The organism is Pseudoxanthomonas gei, from assembly GCF_010119615.1.
GTDB classification, from domain to species: domain Bacteria; phylum Pseudomonadota; class Gammaproteobacteria; order Xanthomonadales; family Xanthomonadaceae; genus Pseudoxanthomonas_A; species Pseudoxanthomonas_A gei.
On sequence record NZ_QOVG01000002.1, the window covers coordinates 369,860 to 385,650 of the forward strand.

Consider the following 15,791-nt stretch of genomic DNA (forward strand, 5'->3'; position numbering starts at 1 on the left):
GATTGCGGGCTGGGCACTTCCATTTGGTCCTTGATCTTGGCCCTTTACGCCGCGCCATTCCCGCATAATCGGGGCATGACCGAAGACCGCATCCTCACCCCCGCGGCGACCCGCGAAGACGACGTTCTGGAAGCCAGTATCCGGCCCAAGCGCCTGGACGAATACCTGGGCCAGAAGCCGGTACGCGACCAGCTTTCCATCTACATCGAGGCTGCCCGCGGCCGCGGCGAGGCCATGGACCACGTGCTGATCTTCGGCCCACCTGGCCTGGGCAAGACCACGCTCAGCCACGTCATCGCCAACGAACTGGGCGTGAACCTGCGGGTCACTTCCGGCCCGGTGATCGAGAAGGCCGGCGATCTGGCCGCGCTGCTGACCAACCTGCAGCCGCACGATGTGCTGTTCATCGACGAGATCCATCGCCTATCGCCGGTGGTCGAGGAGGTCCTGTATCCGGCGATGGAGGATTTCCAGATCGACATCATGATCGGCGACGGCCCGGCGGCGCGCTCGATCAAGCTCGACCTGCCGCCCTTCACCCTGATTGGTGCCACCACCCGCGCCGGCCTGCTCACCGCGCCGCTGCGCGACCGTTTCGGCATCGTCCAGCGCCTGGAGTTCTACAACACCCAGGAGCTGACCCAGATCGTACGCCGCTCGGCGAAGATCATGAACATCGATTGCGTGGCCGAAGGCGCCGCCGAGATCGCCAACCGTTCGCGCGGCACCCCGCGCATCGCCAATCGCCTGCTGCGCCGCGTGCGTGACTACGCGCAGGTGCGCGCGCAAGGCCACATCGACCACGACGTGGCCAAGGCCGCGATGGTCATGTTGAACGTGGACCCTGAGGGCTTCGACGAGCTCGATCGCCGGCTGCTGCGTCTGATCATCGAGAACTTCGATGGCGGCCCGGTCGGGGTCGAATCGGTGGCCGCGGCATTGTCGGAAGAGCGCGGCACGCTGGAAGACGTCATTGAGCCGTATCTCATCCAGCAGGGGTTCCTGGTCCGCACCGCACGCGGGCGTATGGCCACTGCAAAAGCCTACCGGCACCTGGGATTGAAGCCGTTGAAGCCTGTGCCCGAGCTGTTCGCGGAGAACGACGATGCCGGTTGAGCAACAGGCCGATGGCCTGCGGTTCAGTTGGCCGACACGCGTGTATTGGGAAGATACCGATGCGGGTGGAGTGGTCTACCACGCGCAGTACGTTGCTTTCCTCGAGCGCGCACGCAGCGAATGGCTGCGCCATCGCGGACACGGACAGGAACGATTGCGCGGCGAACACGACCTGGTTTTCGCGGTACGAGCCATGCAGCTGGATTTCCTGGCGCCGGCCCGGCTGGATGACCTGCTGGATGTGATCGTTGAAATCCGCGCCTGCAAGCGCGCCAGCGTGCTGTTTGCGCAATCCATCCTTCGAGGAGGGCGGGTGCTGCTCACCGCCGAAGTGCGGGTTGCGGTGCTGAGTGCATCAAGCTTTAGACCCAAACCGGCGCCGGATGCGTTGTACGAAGAGTTCAAGGCGCTGGAAGTGCCCAAGCCGCTACCCAATCCCGAATCGGAAACCAGAGGAAATAACGGATGATTGCACTGCTCCTGGCCCTGCAGGACACCGTGGTCGAGGCCCTGCCCGAAGACGCCGCCAGCGCCGCCACCCAGGCAGGTGCCGAAGCCGTCCACAGCAGCATCAACTACTTCGACCTGATGCTGAAAGCCAGTCTGCCGGTGCAGTTGATCGTGCTGCTGCTGCTGGCTGGCTCGCTGATCAGCTGGGTCATCATCTTCCGTAAGGCGCGTATTTTCAGCCGCGCCAACCGTGATGCCGACGAGTTCGAAAACCGCTTCTGGTCGGGGGCTGAACTCAACAAGCTGTATTCCGGTGCCACCGACCGCAACCGCGTGGTCAGCGGCCTGGAGGCGATCTTCGAAGCCGGCTTCCGCGAATTTGCACGCCTGCGCGACAAGCGCAAGCTCGACGGACGCACGCAGCTGGAAGGCGCGCAGCGCGCCATGCGCGCGACCTACGCGCGCGAAGTCGACCAGCTGGAGCGCAACCTGGAGCTGCTGGCCAACATCGGCTCCACCGCGCCTTACGTGGGCCTGGTCGGCACCGTGTTCGGCATCATGGTGACCATGCACGACATGCTCAACAGCGGCCAGCAGGCGGGCATTGCCGCCGTGGCGCCGGGTATTTCCGAGGCCCTGTTTGCCACCGCCATCGGCTTGTTCGTGGCGATTCCGGCGGTGTGGGCGTTCAATCGATTCACCACGCGCGTGGAGCGCCTGTCGGTGCGTTACGAATCCTTCGCCGAGGAATTCAGCTCCATCCTGCAGCGCCAGTCCGTTGGCGATGAATAAGCGGGGCCGCACATGACCGCCGCCATCTCGCGCCATCGCAAGCGCCGCAAGCTCAAATCCGAAATCAACGTCGTGCCCTATATCGACGTGATGCTGGTGCTGCTGATCATCTTCATGGTGACCGCGCCGCTGCTGACCCTGAGTGTCGACGTCACCTTGCCCAAGGCCAACGCAAAGGCCGTTGAAAGCAAGGAGGATCCCATCGTGGTGGTCGCCTATCCCGATGGACGCATGGGATTGAAGCTGCCGGATGCTGACATCCAGGTGCTGGATACGGCCGCATTCGAGGCCACGCTGGCACCCATCGTGGCCCAGCAGGGCGGCGAGATGCGGGTGATGGTGGCCGCCGAGGGCGATGCCCCCTACCAGGTGGTGTTGACCGCTATGGACGTGTTGAAAAAGGCCAAGGTCAAAAACGTCAGCCTGCTCACAGAATCAGGTGGCAATGCACGCTGAAGCTGCCCCACGCGCAGTGGCATTGCCCGACGAGGGTTACGGGAAGGCCATCGCCTACGCCATTGCCATCCACGTGGCGCTGGCGCTGCTGCTGTGGCTTTCATCGTGGTTCTCCTGGGAGCATGAAACCGAATCCTCGGCCGGCCTGCCGGTGATGGACGCGTCGCTGGAAGCTTCGGCCTCGGAAATCCGTGCCGCCGAGCGTGCGCTGCAGCATGTGCCTGAACCACTGCCGCAGCCCGTGGAAGAAGTGGCCGAGGAGGAAACCGTGCCGCCTCCGCAGCCGATCGAGGAGCCGCGGCCACAGGATTCACCCACGCCGCAACAGCGGACCGCGCAGGAGCGCATTCCCGTTCCCGATACCCAGGACCAGGACGAGGCCAGCCGCCTGGCGGTTTCCCAGGAGAAGGCGCTGCGCGAGCAGGAGGCCAAGCGCCGCCAGGAACAGATCGACCTGACCGAGCAGAAGCGTGTGGAAGAGGCGCAGAAACAGCAGCGCCTGGCCAAGCAGCAGGAGGAGGCGGACAAGCAGAAGAAGCTGGACGAGATCCGGCGCCTGCGTGCCCAGGCCTCCAAGGATGCGCAGCTGGCGGAGCAGAAACTGCGTCAGCTGGCTGACGCGCGTGCACGCCAGGCGTCGAGTGCAGCGCCAAGCGCCGCAGCCAGTTCCAGTGCACCGGCCGGCAACAACGGCGTGGATCCCAACCTGCGAGGCCAGTATGCCGCAGCGATCCGGGCCGCCGTGCTGGCCCAATGGACGCGCCCGGATTCGGTGCCCCTGGGCACGCGCTGCAAGGTCGTGATCAGGCAGAGCCCGGGTGGCAACGTGCTCAGCGCTGAAGTACAGCCCGGCTGCCCGATGGATGCGGCGGGGCAGGATTCGGTGGAACGCGCGGTGCTGAAGGCGCAACCCTTGCCCTATCGTGGTTTCGAACAGGTCTTTGCAAGGGAACTGATCCTGAATTTCGAAGCGCAGGACCGTTGATCACACGGCCTTTCGTTCACGATTGCGAAGATATTCAGAGTCAGGCTGGTATCCCTTCCCCGCCCCCAAATTCCGAAGTGCCCATGAAAACATTGCCGCATTGGCTGGCCGTAGCCGTACTCCTGTTGTCGCCATTCGCCGCCTCGGCGCAGCAGCAAGGCCTGGAAATCGACATCGTCGGCGGCAACGCCTCGGCCCTGCCCATTACCGTCGTGCCAATGGCCTACCAGGGAGGGGCAGGCGCCCCGGCCACCGATGTCGCCGCCGTCATCCGCGCCGACCTTGAGCGCTCCGGCGCCTTCCGCGCCCTGCCCGAAGCCAGCATCACCGAGCGCCCGACCCGCGGCGCCGAGGTGCAGTACCCGACCTGGCGTGCACTGAAGCAGGATTACCTGGTAGTCGGCCGCGTGGTCGATGCCGGCGCCGGCAGTTACCGGGTCGAATACGAACTGTTCGACGTAGCCAAGCAGGAACGGCTGCTGGGCCTGGCCCTGACCGCGCGCTCCAACGCCATGCGCGATGTCGCCCACCAGGCGGCCGATGCTATCTACGAGAAGATCCTCGGGATCCGCGGCGCATTCTGGACGCGCATTGCCTACATCACCCAGACCGGTCTGGGCAAAGACGCGCGCTACGCCCTGATGGTTGCCGATTCGGATGGTTTCAATCCGCAGACCGTGGTGCGCTCCGCCGAGCCCCTGCTGTCGCCCTCATGGAGCCCGGACGGCAGCAAGCTCGCCTATGTCAGCTTCGAGCGCGGCAATTCGTCCATCTACATCCAGAACATCACCACCGGTGCACGCGAACTGGTTTCCAGCTTCCGCGGCATCAATGGCGCGCCGATGTTCTCCCCCGATGGCGGACGCCTGGCGTTGACCCTGTCGCGCAGTGGCAACCCCGAGATCTATGTCATGAACCTGGGCAGCAAGCAGCTGACCCAGCTGACCAACCAGTTCGGCATCGACACCGAGCCGACCTGGAGCGCGGACGGCGGCAGCATCTACTTCACTTCCGACCGCGGCGGCCGTCCGCAGATCTACCGCGTGCCGTCCAGTGGCGGCAGCGCCTCGCGGGTCACGTTCCAGGGGAACTACAACGCCACCGCCAGCGTGTCCTACGACGGCAAGAAGATCGCCGTGGCCCAGGGCAGCGGCAACAACTACCGCATCGCAATGATGGACAGCAGCCTTGGCGCGCCCCGCTGGAGCACGCTGTCGCCTGGCTCGCTGGACGAATCGCCGAGCTTCGCCCCCAACGCCAGCATGGTGCTGTACGCCGCCCGCGAGGGCCGCCGCGGGGTGCTGTATGCCGTTTCGGCCGATGCGCGGGTGCGCCAGCGGTTGGTCCTGGCCGACGGCGACGTGCGCGAGCCGGCTTGGTCACCCTACCGGACGCCACGCGCCAACCCGTAGAAAACGGTTCCACCGTTAATTGTTAATATTGCGGTCAAGCTTACCCACCCCCGTGCCACGTTCGAGGATTTCCGATGAATAACACCACCCGCGTCGTCATGCTCTCCCTGCTCTCCGTGGCCGTGCTGGCTGGCTGCAAGTCCAAGGCCGCCAAGGACACCACGCCGCCCACCGACACCACCACCGGAACGACTGGCACGGTGGTCGACAACACCACGGCCGCAGGCGCCTACGGCCCGAACGACCTGGACACCGATTCCTGCCTGCGCCAGCGCGTGGTTTATTTCGACCTGGACCAGGATTCGCTGAAGCCGGAGTTCCAGGCCATCGTCGGTTGCCACGCCAAGTACCTGCGTGATCGTCCTTCCTCGCGCATGAACCTGGAAGGCAATGCCGACGAACGCGGCAGCCGTGAGTACAACCTGGGCCTGGGCGAACGCCGTGGCAACGCCGTTTCCTCCGCCGTGCAGGCGCAGGGTGGTTCGGGCAGCCAGGTCAACGTGGTCAGCTACGGCGAAGAACGCCCGACCTGCACCGAATCGAACGAGGATTGCTGGGCCCGCAACCGTCGCGTCGAAATCGTGTACACGGCCAAGTAAGCGGCAACGATGCGATTCCTTTCAGGATCCATCCTGGTCATCGCGGCGGCCCTCGTGGCCGTCGCACCAGCCCATGCGCAACGCCAGAGCCTGGCCGATCGCGTGGCTGCGCTGGAAACCAAGTCCGCCAATGACCGCGGCAACACCGATTTGCTCAACCAGGTCACCCAGCTGCGTACCGAAATGCAGCAGCTGCGCGACATGGTGGAACAGTTGCAGAACGAAAACGAGAAGTTGAAGCAGACCAGCCGGGACCAGTACCTGGACCTGGACGGCCGCCTCAACCGCCTGGAAGGCGGCACGGTTCCGGCACCTGCCGTTGCACCGCCCGCAGCGGCAGCACCCCCTGCAGGCAAGCCGGCCACTGCGGCGGCAACCCAGGAACGTCCACCGTCGGTGCATGGCGACGTCGGCGCAATGGCCAACGCCGGCGACGAGCGTGCGGCCTACAACGTGGCCTTTGATGCGTTGAAGGGCGGCAATTACGCCGATGCGGCGCAACTGTTCCTGAGTTTCCTGGAGCTGTATCCCAGCGGCGCCTATACCCCCAACGCGCTTTACTGGTTGGGTGAGAGCTATTACGTGACCCAGAACTACCAGTTGGCCGTGCAGCAGTTTCGCACCCTGCTGGATCGCTATCCGACCCACGACAAGGCGTCGGGTGCGCTGTTGAAGCTCGGACTGGCCGAATATGGCCTGGGCAAGGTGGATGACGCCGAGCGCACCTTGAACGAGGTCCTGACCCGCTATCCCGGCAGCGACGTCGCCCGCACCGCCGATGACCGCCTGCGGTCGATGCAGCTGGGCCGCAGCATCCGCTGAACCAGCAATTCCGTAATCCAGTACCCGTAATCCCGTAATCCAGCAGCACCGCTTCGGGCACCAGCAACCCAGTCCGCTGGACCACAGACCGTGCATGCGCGCTGCCGTATTCGAGCCGTGAAGTCCATAATTCCCGCCATGAACGCCGCCATCCCCAGCGAAATCGTCCAGGCTTCCACCGACCGGCTGAAGATCACCGAGATATTCCTCTCCCTGCAGGGTGAGGCCGCGACTGCCGGATGGCCGACGGTGTTCGTGCGCCTGACCGGCTGCCCGCTGCGGTGCCAGTACTGCGATACCGCCTATGCATTCCATGGTGGCGAATGGCGTGAGATCGCCGACATCGTGGCTGAAGTGGCCCGGCACGGCGTGCGCCACGTCTGCGTCACCGGCGGCGAGCCGCTGTCGCAGAAGCGCTGCCTGATCCTGCTGCGCGCGTTGTGCGACGCGGGTCATGACGTTTCCCTGGAGACCTCCGGCGCACTGGATATAGCCGACGTGGATGCGCGCGTATCAAGGGTGGTGGACATCAAGACGCCCGGGTCCGGGGAGCTGGCGCGCAATCGCTGGGAAAACCTGCCGCTGCTGACGGCGCGTGACCAGCTGAAGTTCGTTCTCTGCGGCCGCGAGGATTACGAATGGGCGCGCGAGCTCGTGCTGGCGCGCAAGCTGGACCAGCGTTGCGATGTATTGTTTTCGCCCAGCAAATCGGATCTTTCACCCCGCGACCTGGCCGACTGGATCGTCGCCGACCGCCTGCCCGTGCGTTTCCAGATGCAGTTGCACAAGTTGCTGTGGAACGACGAGCCCGGCCGCTAGCCCATGTGGGAGCCGCGCAAGCTGTGACCGCACCGGAGCCTCCGGTAAAATCCTGCATCAGCAATTTTCGGTCGGAGCTTGCGCAGCTCCCAAGCCCAACTTCTGGAACACACATGAAAAACGCAGTTGTCCTCGTCTCCGGCGGCATGGATTCGGCCGTCGTGCTTGCCTTGGCACGCGAGGAAGGCTTCGCCGTGCATGCGCTCAGCGTGAGCTACGGGCAGCGCCACACTTCCGAACTGCAAGCCGCTGACCGGGTATCGGCGAGCCTGGGCGCGGTGGCGCACAAGACGGTCAATGTCGACCTGCGTTCCATTGGCGGCTCGGCACTGACCGACTCTGACATCGAGGTGCCGGAGGCGGGCGGCCAGGGCATTCCCAGCACTTACGTGCCCGCACGCAACACCATCATGCTGTCTGTCGCGCTGGGCTGGGCCGAAGTGATTGGCGCCGCGGACATCTTCTGCGGCGTCAACGCAGTGGACTACTCCGGTTATCCGGATTGCCGGCCCGAGTTCATCGATGCGTTCGAACGGCTGGCCAACCTAGCCACCAAGGCCGGCGTCGAGGGCGCCGGACTGCGCATCCGCGCGCCCCTCATGACGATGGGCAAGGCCGACATCGTGCGCGAGGGCGTGCGCCTGGGCGTCGACTTCGGCCAGACCGTCTCCTGTTACCGCGCCGATGACCAGGGCCGCGCCTGCGGCCATTGCGACGCCTGTCAACTGCGCTCCGCCGGTTTCGCCGATGCCGGCGTGGCCGATCCCACCCGATACGCGTGATTCCGCACACGGCCCCTGTGCGCTAGAATGCCCCTCCCGGCGCAAGGCCGGGGGTTTCATGTGGGCCGTTAGCTCAGTTGGTAGAGCAGAAGACTTTTAATCTTTTGGTCGATGGTTCGAATCCATCACGGCCCACCATATCCCTGTTCCGAAGCATCCCCTAAAGTCCAAAAACCCTGCAGAAATGCCGGGTTTTTCGCTATCTGGCGTCCCATAGCGTCGGGTAACGACTTTTGCAATCCGGGGCAACAGGGGCAACAGGGAGCAAGCTTGTGGGCGCAGGCATGCGCCCGAACCGAGTTGCCCCCAAATGACCCTCACCGATGTTGCGATCCGCAAGGCTATTCCTACTGCCAGGTGCGGGGTCACGCCGATGGCGGCGGCCTGTATCTGGAGGTGTCGCCTCCGGTGTTGTCCGACAACCGGCCCTGTCATCCCGGGTCGGTGGGGATCCGACAATCAATGGACCGGAGAGCTCTCATGGGCTCCCTGGCGCCGCCTATGTCAGGTGAAGTCAGGCCGGGTCAACGGACAAAGCGGTCCGGGTCTCTTCAGTGCGACACGAGGAGTGGCAGCCGCGCCCGGGCCAGCACCGTGCGGGTCGCGCCACCGAGGACGAACTCGCTGATGCGGGAACGGCCGATGGCACCCATCACCAGCAGGTCGGCATCGACGGCCTGGCAGCATTCCAGCAGCACGGCCCCGGCATCATCATTGCCGCTGCACTGCTCCAGCACGACCGGCACGTCGTGGCGCGCCAGGTGCGCCGCCATGTCGGCTCCGGGATCCTCGCCGTACGTTGCGTGCGTGCGGGCTTCGGGCACCACGACCAGGTGCACCGCTTCGCATGCAGCCAGCAGCGGGAGCGCATCGGCGATGGCTTGCGTGGCTTCGGCACCGCCGTTCCATCCGATGACCACACGGGTGGGAATGCGTTGCCATGGCCAGTCGGTGGGAACCAGCAGGCAAGGCCGGCCAGACTCGAAGACCGCGCGCTCGGACAGGCCGAGCATGGTGATGTCGTTGTTCTGCTCTGCAGGCGGTCCCAGCACGGCCAGGTCCGCGTGCCGGGCATGCAGCATCAGTGCCTCGGCGGTCTGGTTGTTGGACTCGCGCCACTCGGCGGTAAAGCTGCGCCGCGCCGTCAACTGTTCGAACTCGGCGCGTATGAGCTCCAGCGCAGCAGCGGTGCGTTTGCGATAGGTCGCCAGCATGTCGGGCAGGGCAGCGCCGATGGCAAACCCCGCATGCGGGTTGAGCACCAGTGGCTCGGAGACGAAAGTGGCGATCAGGTGCGCCTGCGACCGTTTGGCCAGCGCCGCTGCATAGGCAAGGCGATCGCTGCATCCTGGTCCTGCTTCGAGGAAAACGACGAGATCCCTGAGTGACATTCCACCTTCCTCCGCGCAGCCTGCATTGCACTATCCCGCCGGCGGCGCGAGGCGCTTTGATCTCGATCAAGGTGGGAGCGATGCTCTGGTGATCGATGCACTGCCAGGTGCGCACGGAACACGCCAATGTGGTGTTGCGACGCAGCAGCCAGGCCGAGCCGTGTGTGACGCAAGCGGGATCAATGCTGTGTCCCACGAATGCAAGTGACCGCGCCAGGGACCCGCAGATCCAAGTCGCGCGCACGCCTGATGCGGACACCACGGGTGGCTACCACTACAGCTGGTGTACGCAAACGACGTGGATTGCAGGTGCGCATGTCGCACGCGTCGCTAATGGCCACGTGCGCGAGAACAGCATGCTTGCCTCGCATTTCTCTGTTGCAATGAGGGAGTAAAAGCGCAAACACACTGCTTTTGCACTTGAATCGATGGCGCGTGCAAAAAATAAATGCATCGACGCCAAAGTGCCTGGACGAGTTTCAAGCAACGTCTGGACTGGATTGCCACTGCACTTGAACGCTCATTGCGATTGGTCCGGTACGGCGGCGAAATGAACATGCATAACGTCCTGGTCGTAAAAATCCGGACCTTCTGCAGCCGATTCCCCATTGCGTATTTTTCGTTACACAACTTGTAAGTCAGACCTTGTTGCACTGCACGGTGACAAGGACATCAAAGCTTGATTAGGCTGCGCCCACTCAATGTTAGCGCTACCACCGCAGCAAACGGCGGTAGCGATGACGGGTCGATGGGAGCTGGGGGCATTGCATGCGTCATTGCCGCGGGCTGAAAGACCGGTCTGGATTCCAGCGCGTTTTTTTGAGTCGCGGTCCGGAGCGGGCAGGCCATCGCCAGCGGGTGTCCCTGGGGAGGGCGCCAGATCCATCAAGGGAACCGGGAGGGGAGAGCAGATGGGAGATTTTCGATATCCAGGTATCGCGCGGAAAGCTGCTGAAGTCATGGCGGACGTTGACTCTTGTGCCGAAGGCGGAGCGCTCTCGGCAATTCACACACCAGTGCTGAGGGCACCCAAATGAATCACAAGCTGAAGCGATTCAAGTCGAAAGCCATGTTCACTTTCGTGGGCGGTGCTTTCATCATCAACCCGGCGTTCGCCCAGGAAACCGAGGCGCAGGCCCAGGGCAGCACGCAGGCGACCGAGACACGACAGCAGGCCTCTGACGAGGCGACCAACCTCGATACCATCGTGGTTACCGGCATACGCGGAAGCCTTAACCAGGCCATGCAAGTCAAGCGCGATTCGGCCGGCGTGGTCGATGCGATCAGCGCCGAGGACATCGGCAAATTCCCTGACACCAACCTGGCCGAATCGCTGCAGCGCATCACCGGCATCTCGATCGAGCGCCGCGATGGTGAAGGTGCGCAGGTGACTGCGCGTGGCTTCGGCCCCGAGTTCAACATGGTCACCCTCAATGGGCGCCAGATGCCGGGTGCGGATGCGTTCGGTGCGGCGGGACAGGTTGCCATCGGCGGCGTTGACGGCGGCACCCGTGCATTCAATTTCGCCCAGCTCGCGGCCGAGGCCATCAACGGCATCGAGGTGTACAAGACCAGCCAGGCACAGGTCCCCAGCGGTGGCATCGGCGCCTCCATCAATATCCTGACCGACCGGCCGTTCAACCATGAAGGCATAGTCGCCAGTGCCGGCGTCAAGGCGGTCTCCGACCAGTCACAGCCGTTCGACAACGACATCACCCCGGAAATCTCGGGGATCTTCAGCTACACCAATCCCGACAAGACCTTTGGCTTCGGCATCAGCGCAAGTTCGCAGAAGCGCAAGGGTGGGTCGGTGCAGGCGACCGAGAACTACTGGAACGTGCAGCCCTGGACCGGCAGCATGCCGGGCGACCCGGTGGTAGTGAACGAACCGGCCATTGGCGACCTCTACGCGCGGCCCAACGACTTGCGCTATGCGTTCTCCGAGTTCGAGCGCGAACGCGTCAACGGCCAGGCGGTCGTGCAGTTCGCGCCGACCGACAGCCTGACCTTGACCCTGGATTACACGTACTCGACCAACGAGATCACCGAGAATCGTGGCGAGCAGGCCATGTGGTTGCAGAACAGCAACTACACCAATGTGGAGTTTGACACCGGCGGCGCGGTGGCGACCCCCGTGTACATCCGCGAGATCGCAGGCACCAAGGACTTTGGCCTGGAACAGCAGCGCACCATGCAGAAGTACAAGCTGGGTTCGCTGGGATTCAATGCGGTCTGGGACGTCAGCGACGACTTCCGCTTGAGCTTCGACGCCCACAACTCGAAGAACGAGAGCCGGCCCAACGACCCGCTTACTGGTGGTGGTTCCATCTTCGCGAGTATCGCCGGCACCAACAATTGCACCACCGGCCCGCACTGCGGCGGGACGTGGGTACAGGAGTTGTTCTTCAACAACGGCCTGCCAGTTGGCTCGCAGACCTGGTATCCCACCACGCCGGACGCAGAGGCCGGCACCAACGGGGTGGTCAACCCCGGCTTTGTCGAGGGCGAGATCGGCTCGCAGGTGCTGCGCGTCAACGCGCAGACCCAAGTCAGTGAAATCAAGCAGGGTCGCATCGACGGCGAATGGAGCTTTGAGCGCGGCCGTTTCCAGTTCGGCGTGGACAGCTCGAAGCAGTCGACCCATCGGCTGCAGGCGGCGGAGAATTACCAGACCCTGGGGGACTGGGGCGTGGCCAACGTGGATGAGGACGTTGCCAATGGCCTGATGGACCTCCTGCAGCCGGTCGACATCGTTGGCCTGTTCGACGACTACAGCATCGGCAGCAGCAATGGAGCGTGGCGGGGCAACGCCGGTCAGCTGGCGCAATGGGCCGCAGACAACTACGGCGTCCCCATTGGCGTGAGTTCGCAGAACTCCGCCGACAATCGTGTCGAGGAGAACACCAAATCAGCGTATATGCAGGTGCAGCTGGACGGCGAGCTGGGTGGCATGCGCACCAACACCCGCATCGGTGTGCGCTACGAGACCACCAAGGTGGTTTCCACCTCGGTCATCGCAATACCCGAGGCTGTGGAATGGCAAGCCAACAACGATTTCAGGATCGTGCTGTCCGATGAGCAGCAGCCTTTCAGCGAGAAGTCCAGTTACAGCTACGTCCTTCCAAACCTGGACTTCAGCATCGACTTCACGGACACGCTGAAAGGTCGCGTATCGTTCGGAAAGAGCATCGCGCGCGCACCTTTCGGCAATCTGTATGCCGGCCCCGGGGCACAGCAACCGTTTGGTTCGGTATTGCTCGATCCCTCGGTCCGGGCGAGCGGCAGCGCGCAGAACCCGCGCCTGAAACCCCTGGAATCGGACAACCTGGACCTGGCGTTGGAGTGGTACTTCGCAGATGCCAGCTATTTGTCGGTGACCTACTGGAACAAGTCGGTAGCCAACTTCATCGGCAACACGGTGGCGCAGGAATCGCTGTATGGGTTGACAGATCCCACTTCCGGACCTGACGCGCAAGCGGCGCTGGCCTTCCTCCAGAGTGCGGCCTGCGTTACCCAGGTGGGAGCGGCCAATGCCGCCGCCTGCTCGGCCAATGACACCTCGCTGTTCACTGCCCTGGCGCTGCTGCGCAACGATCCCGCGGGGCTCGCAGCCTTCAATGGGACGGGTGCGCAGCAACTGGCGACCGAAACCGCCTACAACCTTGTAGGTGAGGCCGACGACCCCCTGTACCTGTTCAACGTGAACCGGCCGGTCAACCAGAACCAGGCCAAGCTGCATGGACTGGAAGTGGGTGGCCAGTACTTCTTCGGAGATTCGGGCTTTGGCATCCTCGCCAACTACACCTCGGTCAACGGCGATGTGGGCTACAACAACGCGGGCGATCCAGGTATCGACCAGTTCGCGTTGACCGGCCTCAGCGATACGGCCAACGCCATGTTCATGTATGAAAAGTTTGGCTGGTCAGTGCGCCTGGCGTGGAACTGGCGCGACGAGTACCTGATCCTCGCCAACCAGGGTGCCAGCCGCAATCCCTACTATGTGGAGAAGTACGAACAGTGGGACCTGAGCGTCAACTACGCGCTCGACGACCACTGGTCGTTCGGCCTGGAGGCGATCAACCTCACCGGCGAGGACGTGCGCTGGCACGCCCGCACCAGCGAGCAGATCGTCAAGCTGGCCGACCAGAGCCCGCGCTACATGCTTGGGGTACGTTACAAGTTCTGAGTCCTGCGATACATCCTCCCCGGATGTCGCGTGGCGGGACCGCTGCGAAAGCAGCGGTCTCTTTTATCAAGCAGCAAGCGCAAACCAGGGACGCTTGCTGGCGGATTGGTTTTCTGCAATCGTTGCCATGATCGGAGTCGCACCCATTGCATCGCTGGAGCTGAGATGGCCCGATACGAACTCCTCAACAACGTCACCCACAAGGAGCTGCGCGTAGCCACGCGATTCGGCCCGGAATTCGGCGACGACATCGGCATGCTGCAGGCATTCCCCAGCGAATATGCCGAGCTGCAGAGGGAATATCCGATCTTCTTCCGCAAGGACCGCGAAAGTGGCCAGTGGCAGTCGGTGGCCTTGCTGGGCTTCGAGCAGCGTGAAAACCTGTTCCTGCGCGACGGGCGCTGGAACGCGGCCTATCTTCCCGGCGCCGTCGCCAAGGGACCGTTCCTGATCGGATTCCAGGAACAGCGCATCGATGGAGAACTGCGCAAGGAGCCGGTCATCCATGTGGACGTGGAGCACCCGCGCGTCAGTTTCAGCGACGGCGAGCCCGCCTTCCTGCCGCAGGGAGGAAACAGCGCCTATCTTGAACACATCGCGGGCGTGTTGCGGGGCATCCGCGATGGTGCTGAATTCGGTGCGGCCATGTTCGCCGCCTTTGATTCGCTGGGCCTCATCCAGCCGGTCAACCTGGACGTGCAGCTCGACGACAGGCATCGGGTCAGCGTCAGCGGCCTTTATGGAATCGACCGCGAGGCGCTGGGCGCGCTGGAGGCCGGACCGTTGCGGCAGCTCAACCAGGCAGGATTCCTGGAAGGCGCGTATCTGGTCTTGGCTTCACTGCACAACATGCGCCGGTTGATGGCCGAAAAGCAGCGGCGCCTGCGGGAGCAGGACGGGCCGGCAACCGAACGGGCGGCGTGACCGCGATGAATGAGGGGCCAGCCAGCATCCGCGTGATCGAGGGCTGTCGTGGTGATGCCCTGCCGCTGGATGAACTGTTGTCCTCCGGTGAGCCGGCAATATTGAAAGGCGTTGTGCGTGACTGGGCCCTGGTGGGCGCAGGACGGCAGTCCAGACAGGCAGCGATGGACTACCTGCGCGGTTTCGACGCAGGAAAGCCGCTGCAGTATTCCTTTGGTGATCCGGAGATTGCCGGGCGTCCGTTCTACAACGACGACTTCACCGAATTGAATTTCGAAGTCCGGCGCGGCGGCCTGGGCCAGGTCCTGGATGCGATTTCCGCGCACGTGGACGATCCCGCTCCGCCCACGTATTACGTGGCGTCATTGCTGGTCGACGGCGACCTGCCGGGCTTTCGCGAACACAACGACCTGGACCTTGCAGGAAGTGGCGTGCAGGCGCCGCCCAGTATCTGGATCGGAAACCGGGTGGTGGCGTCCTGCCATTTCGACGCACCCAACAACCTGGCCTGCTGCGCGGTAGGCCGGCGCCGGTTCACGCTGTTTCCGCCGGAGCAGATTTCCAATCTCTATCCCGGTCCACTGGAGCCGACACCCGGTGGCCAGGTGGTCAGCGTGGTGGATTTCTCCAACCCTGATTACGGGCGTTACCCACGGTTTCGCCAGGCGTTGGCCGCGGCCCAGGGCGCGGAGCTCGAAGCGGGTGACGCACTCTTCATCCCCAGCATGTGGTGGCACCACGTCCAGAGCCTGGAACCGTTCAACGTGCTGGTAAATTACTGGTGGAGCAGCATGCCGGCCTACATCCCGGCGCCGCTGCAGGCGCTGCAACATGCGCTGTGGACCATCCGCGACCGGCCCGAGCAGGAAAAACAGGCCTGGCGCGAGGTGTTTGAACATTACGTATTCGGACCCCGCGAACAGGCGGGTGAACACCTGCCCGCGGCAGCACGCGGTCCGTTGGGTCCGGTGGACGAAACGCTGGCACGCCGGCTTCGCGCGATGCTGATTGGCAAGCTCAACCGCTGAGCGGGAAGCGGACATGCGCCATGCGCATC

Annotated in this window: 14 protein-coding genes and 1 tRNA gene; 14 read left to right on the forward strand and 1 reads right to left on the reverse strand. The window is 63.8% G+C overall.

What is annotated here, in order from left to right:
* Window positions 1–75 precede the first annotated feature (75 nt).
* The 11 genes from ruvB to DT603_RS04630 all read left to right on the forward strand — a co-directional run bounded on the left by ruvB (window position 76) and on the right by DT603_RS04630 (window position 8,371).
* Window positions 76–1,116: a Holliday junction branch migration DNA helicase RuvB gene (ruvB, locus tag DT603_RS04580; protein ID WP_162348665.1), complete on the forward strand. Its 1,041-nt coding sequence runs from the start codon at window positions 76–78 to the stop codon at window positions 1,114–1,116.
* Complete coding sequence (ybgC, locus tag DT603_RS04585; RefSeq protein WP_162348666.1) at window positions 1,106–1,585, forward strand: tol-pal system-associated acyl-CoA thioesterase; 480 nt, start codon at window positions 1,106–1,108, stop codon at window positions 1,583–1,585. Before ruvB ends, ybgC begins: the two co-directional genes overlap by 11 nt.
* Window positions 1,582–2,358: a protein TolQ gene (gene tolQ, locus DT603_RS04590; RefSeq protein ID WP_162348667.1), complete on the forward strand. Its 777-nt coding sequence runs from the start codon at window positions 1,582–1,584 to the stop codon at window positions 2,356–2,358. Before ybgC ends, tolQ begins: the two co-directional genes overlap by 4 nt.
* A gap of 12 nt (window positions 2,359–2,370) precedes the next feature.
* On the forward strand, window positions 2,371–2,814 hold the full coding sequence (locus tag DT603_RS04595) for an ExbD/TolR family protein (RefSeq protein ID WP_162348668.1): 444 nt from the start codon (window positions 2,371–2,373) through the stop codon (window positions 2,812–2,814).
* Window positions 2,804–3,799, forward strand: a complete 996-nt coding sequence (tolA, locus tag DT603_RS04600; RefSeq protein ID WP_162348669.1) for a cell envelope integrity protein TolA — start codon at window positions 2,804–2,806, stop codon at window positions 3,797–3,799. Before DT603_RS04595 ends, tolA begins: the two co-directional genes overlap by 11 nt.
* Window positions 3,800–3,882: 83 nt before the next feature.
* Entirely contained in the window at window positions 3,883–5,211 is a 1,329-nt protein-coding gene (gene tolB / locus DT603_RS04605; RefSeq protein ID WP_162348670.1) for a Tol-Pal system beta propeller repeat protein TolB, read from the forward strand.
* A gap of 74 nt (window positions 5,212–5,285) precedes the next feature.
* Window positions 5,286–5,810, forward strand: coding sequence for a peptidoglycan-associated lipoprotein Pal (gene pal, locus DT603_RS04610; protein ID WP_162348671.1), 525 nt, complete (start codon window positions 5,286–5,288; stop codon window positions 5,808–5,810).
* A 9-nt stretch (window positions 5,811–5,819) separates the two neighbouring features.
* Complete coding sequence (gene ybgF, locus DT603_RS04615) at window positions 5,820–6,632, forward strand: tol-pal system protein YbgF (RefSeq protein WP_162348672.1); 813 nt, start codon at window positions 5,820–5,822, stop codon at window positions 6,630–6,632.
* Window positions 6,633–6,770: 138 nt separating this feature from the next.
* Window positions 6,771–7,451, forward strand: a complete 681-nt coding sequence (gene queE, locus DT603_RS04620) for a 7-carboxy-7-deazaguanine synthase QueE (protein ID WP_162348673.1) — start codon at window positions 6,771–6,773, stop codon at window positions 7,449–7,451.
* Between the two features lie 113 nt (window positions 7,452–7,564).
* On the forward strand, window positions 7,565–8,233 hold the full coding sequence (gene queC, locus DT603_RS04625) for a 7-cyano-7-deazaguanine synthase QueC (RefSeq protein ID WP_162348674.1): 669 nt from the start codon (window positions 7,565–7,567) through the stop codon (window positions 8,231–8,233).
* A 62-nt stretch (window positions 8,234–8,295) separates the two neighbouring features.
* Window positions 8,296–8,371: transfer RNA gene (locus DT603_RS04630), tRNA-Lys, on the forward strand.
* 413 nt (window positions 8,372–8,784) lie between these two features.
* Here DT603_RS04630 and DT603_RS04635 read toward each other — a convergent pair.
* Window positions 8,785–9,624, reverse strand: coding sequence for a universal stress protein (locus tag DT603_RS04635; RefSeq protein ID WP_162348675.1), 840 nt, complete (start codon window positions 9,622–9,624; stop codon window positions 8,785–8,787).
* Between the two features lie 1,033 nt (window positions 9,625–10,657).
* On the opposite strand from DT603_RS04635, the gene DT603_RS04640 reads away from it, so the two are divergent.
* The 3 genes from DT603_RS04640 (at window position 10,658) to DT603_RS04650 (ending at window position 15,762) form a co-directional block, all read left to right on the forward strand.
* Entirely contained in the window at window positions 10,658–13,810 is a 3,153-nt protein-coding gene (locus DT603_RS04640; RefSeq protein WP_162348676.1) for a TonB-dependent receptor, read from the forward strand.
* Window positions 13,811–13,975: 165 nt separating this feature from the next.
* The gene (locus tag DT603_RS04645) at window positions 13,976–14,734 is read left to right on the forward strand and encodes a SapC family protein (RefSeq protein WP_162348677.1); all 759 of its coding nucleotides are present in this window, start codon (window positions 13,976–13,978) and stop codon (window positions 14,732–14,734) included.
* A 5-nt stretch (window positions 14,735–14,739) separates the two neighbouring features.
* The gene (locus tag DT603_RS04650; protein ID WP_162348678.1) at window positions 14,740–15,762 is read left to right on the forward strand and encodes a cupin-like domain-containing protein; all 1,023 of its coding nucleotides are present in this window, start codon (window positions 14,740–14,742) and stop codon (window positions 15,760–15,762) included.
* Window positions 15,763–15,791: the final 29 nt, after the last annotated feature.

Coding starts and splice junctions, on each gene's coding strand:
- ruvB (WP_162348665.1), top strand. CDS start 76: ATGACCGAAGACCGCATCCTCACCCCCGCGGCGACCCGCGAAGACGAC.
- ybgC (WP_162348666.1), top strand. CDS start 1,106: ATGCCGGTTGAGCAACAGGCCGATGGCCTGCGGTTCAGTTGGCCGACA.
- tolQ (WP_162348667.1), top strand. CDS start 1,582: ATGATTGCACTGCTCCTGGCCCTGCAGGACACCGTGGTCGAGGCCCTG.
- DT603_RS04595 (WP_162348668.1), top strand. CDS start 2,371: ATGACCGCCGCCATCTCGCGCCATCGCAAGCGCCGCAAGCTCAAATCC.
- tolA (WP_162348669.1), top strand. CDS start 2,804: ATGCACGCTGAAGCTGCCCCACGCGCAGTGGCATTGCCCGACGAGGGT.
- tolB (WP_162348670.1), top strand. CDS start 3,883: ATGAAAACATTGCCGCATTGGCTGGCCGTAGCCGTACTCCTGTTGTCG.
- pal (WP_162348671.1), top strand. CDS start 5,286: ATGAATAACACCACCCGCGTCGTCATGCTCTCCCTGCTCTCCGTGGCC.
- ybgF (WP_162348672.1), top strand. CDS start 5,820: ATGCGATTCCTTTCAGGATCCATCCTGGTCATCGCGGCGGCCCTCGTG.
- queE (WP_162348673.1), top strand. CDS start 6,771: ATGAACGCCGCCATCCCCAGCGAAATCGTCCAGGCTTCCACCGACCGG.
- queC (WP_162348674.1), top strand. CDS start 7,565: ATGAAAAACGCAGTTGTCCTCGTCTCCGGCGGCATGGATTCGGCCGTC.
- DT603_RS04635 (WP_162348675.1), bottom strand. CDS start 9,624: ATGTCACTCAGGGATCTCGTCGTTTTCCTCGAAGCAGGACCAGGATGC.
- DT603_RS04640 (WP_162348676.1), top strand. CDS start 10,658: ATGAATCACAAGCTGAAGCGATTCAAGTCGAAAGCCATGTTCACTTTC.
- DT603_RS04645 (WP_162348677.1), top strand. CDS start 13,976: ATGGCCCGATACGAACTCCTCAACAACGTCACCCACAAGGAGCTGCGC.
- DT603_RS04650 (WP_162348678.1), top strand. CDS start 14,740: ATGAATGAGGGGCCAGCCAGCATCCGCGTGATCGAGGGCTGTCGTGGT.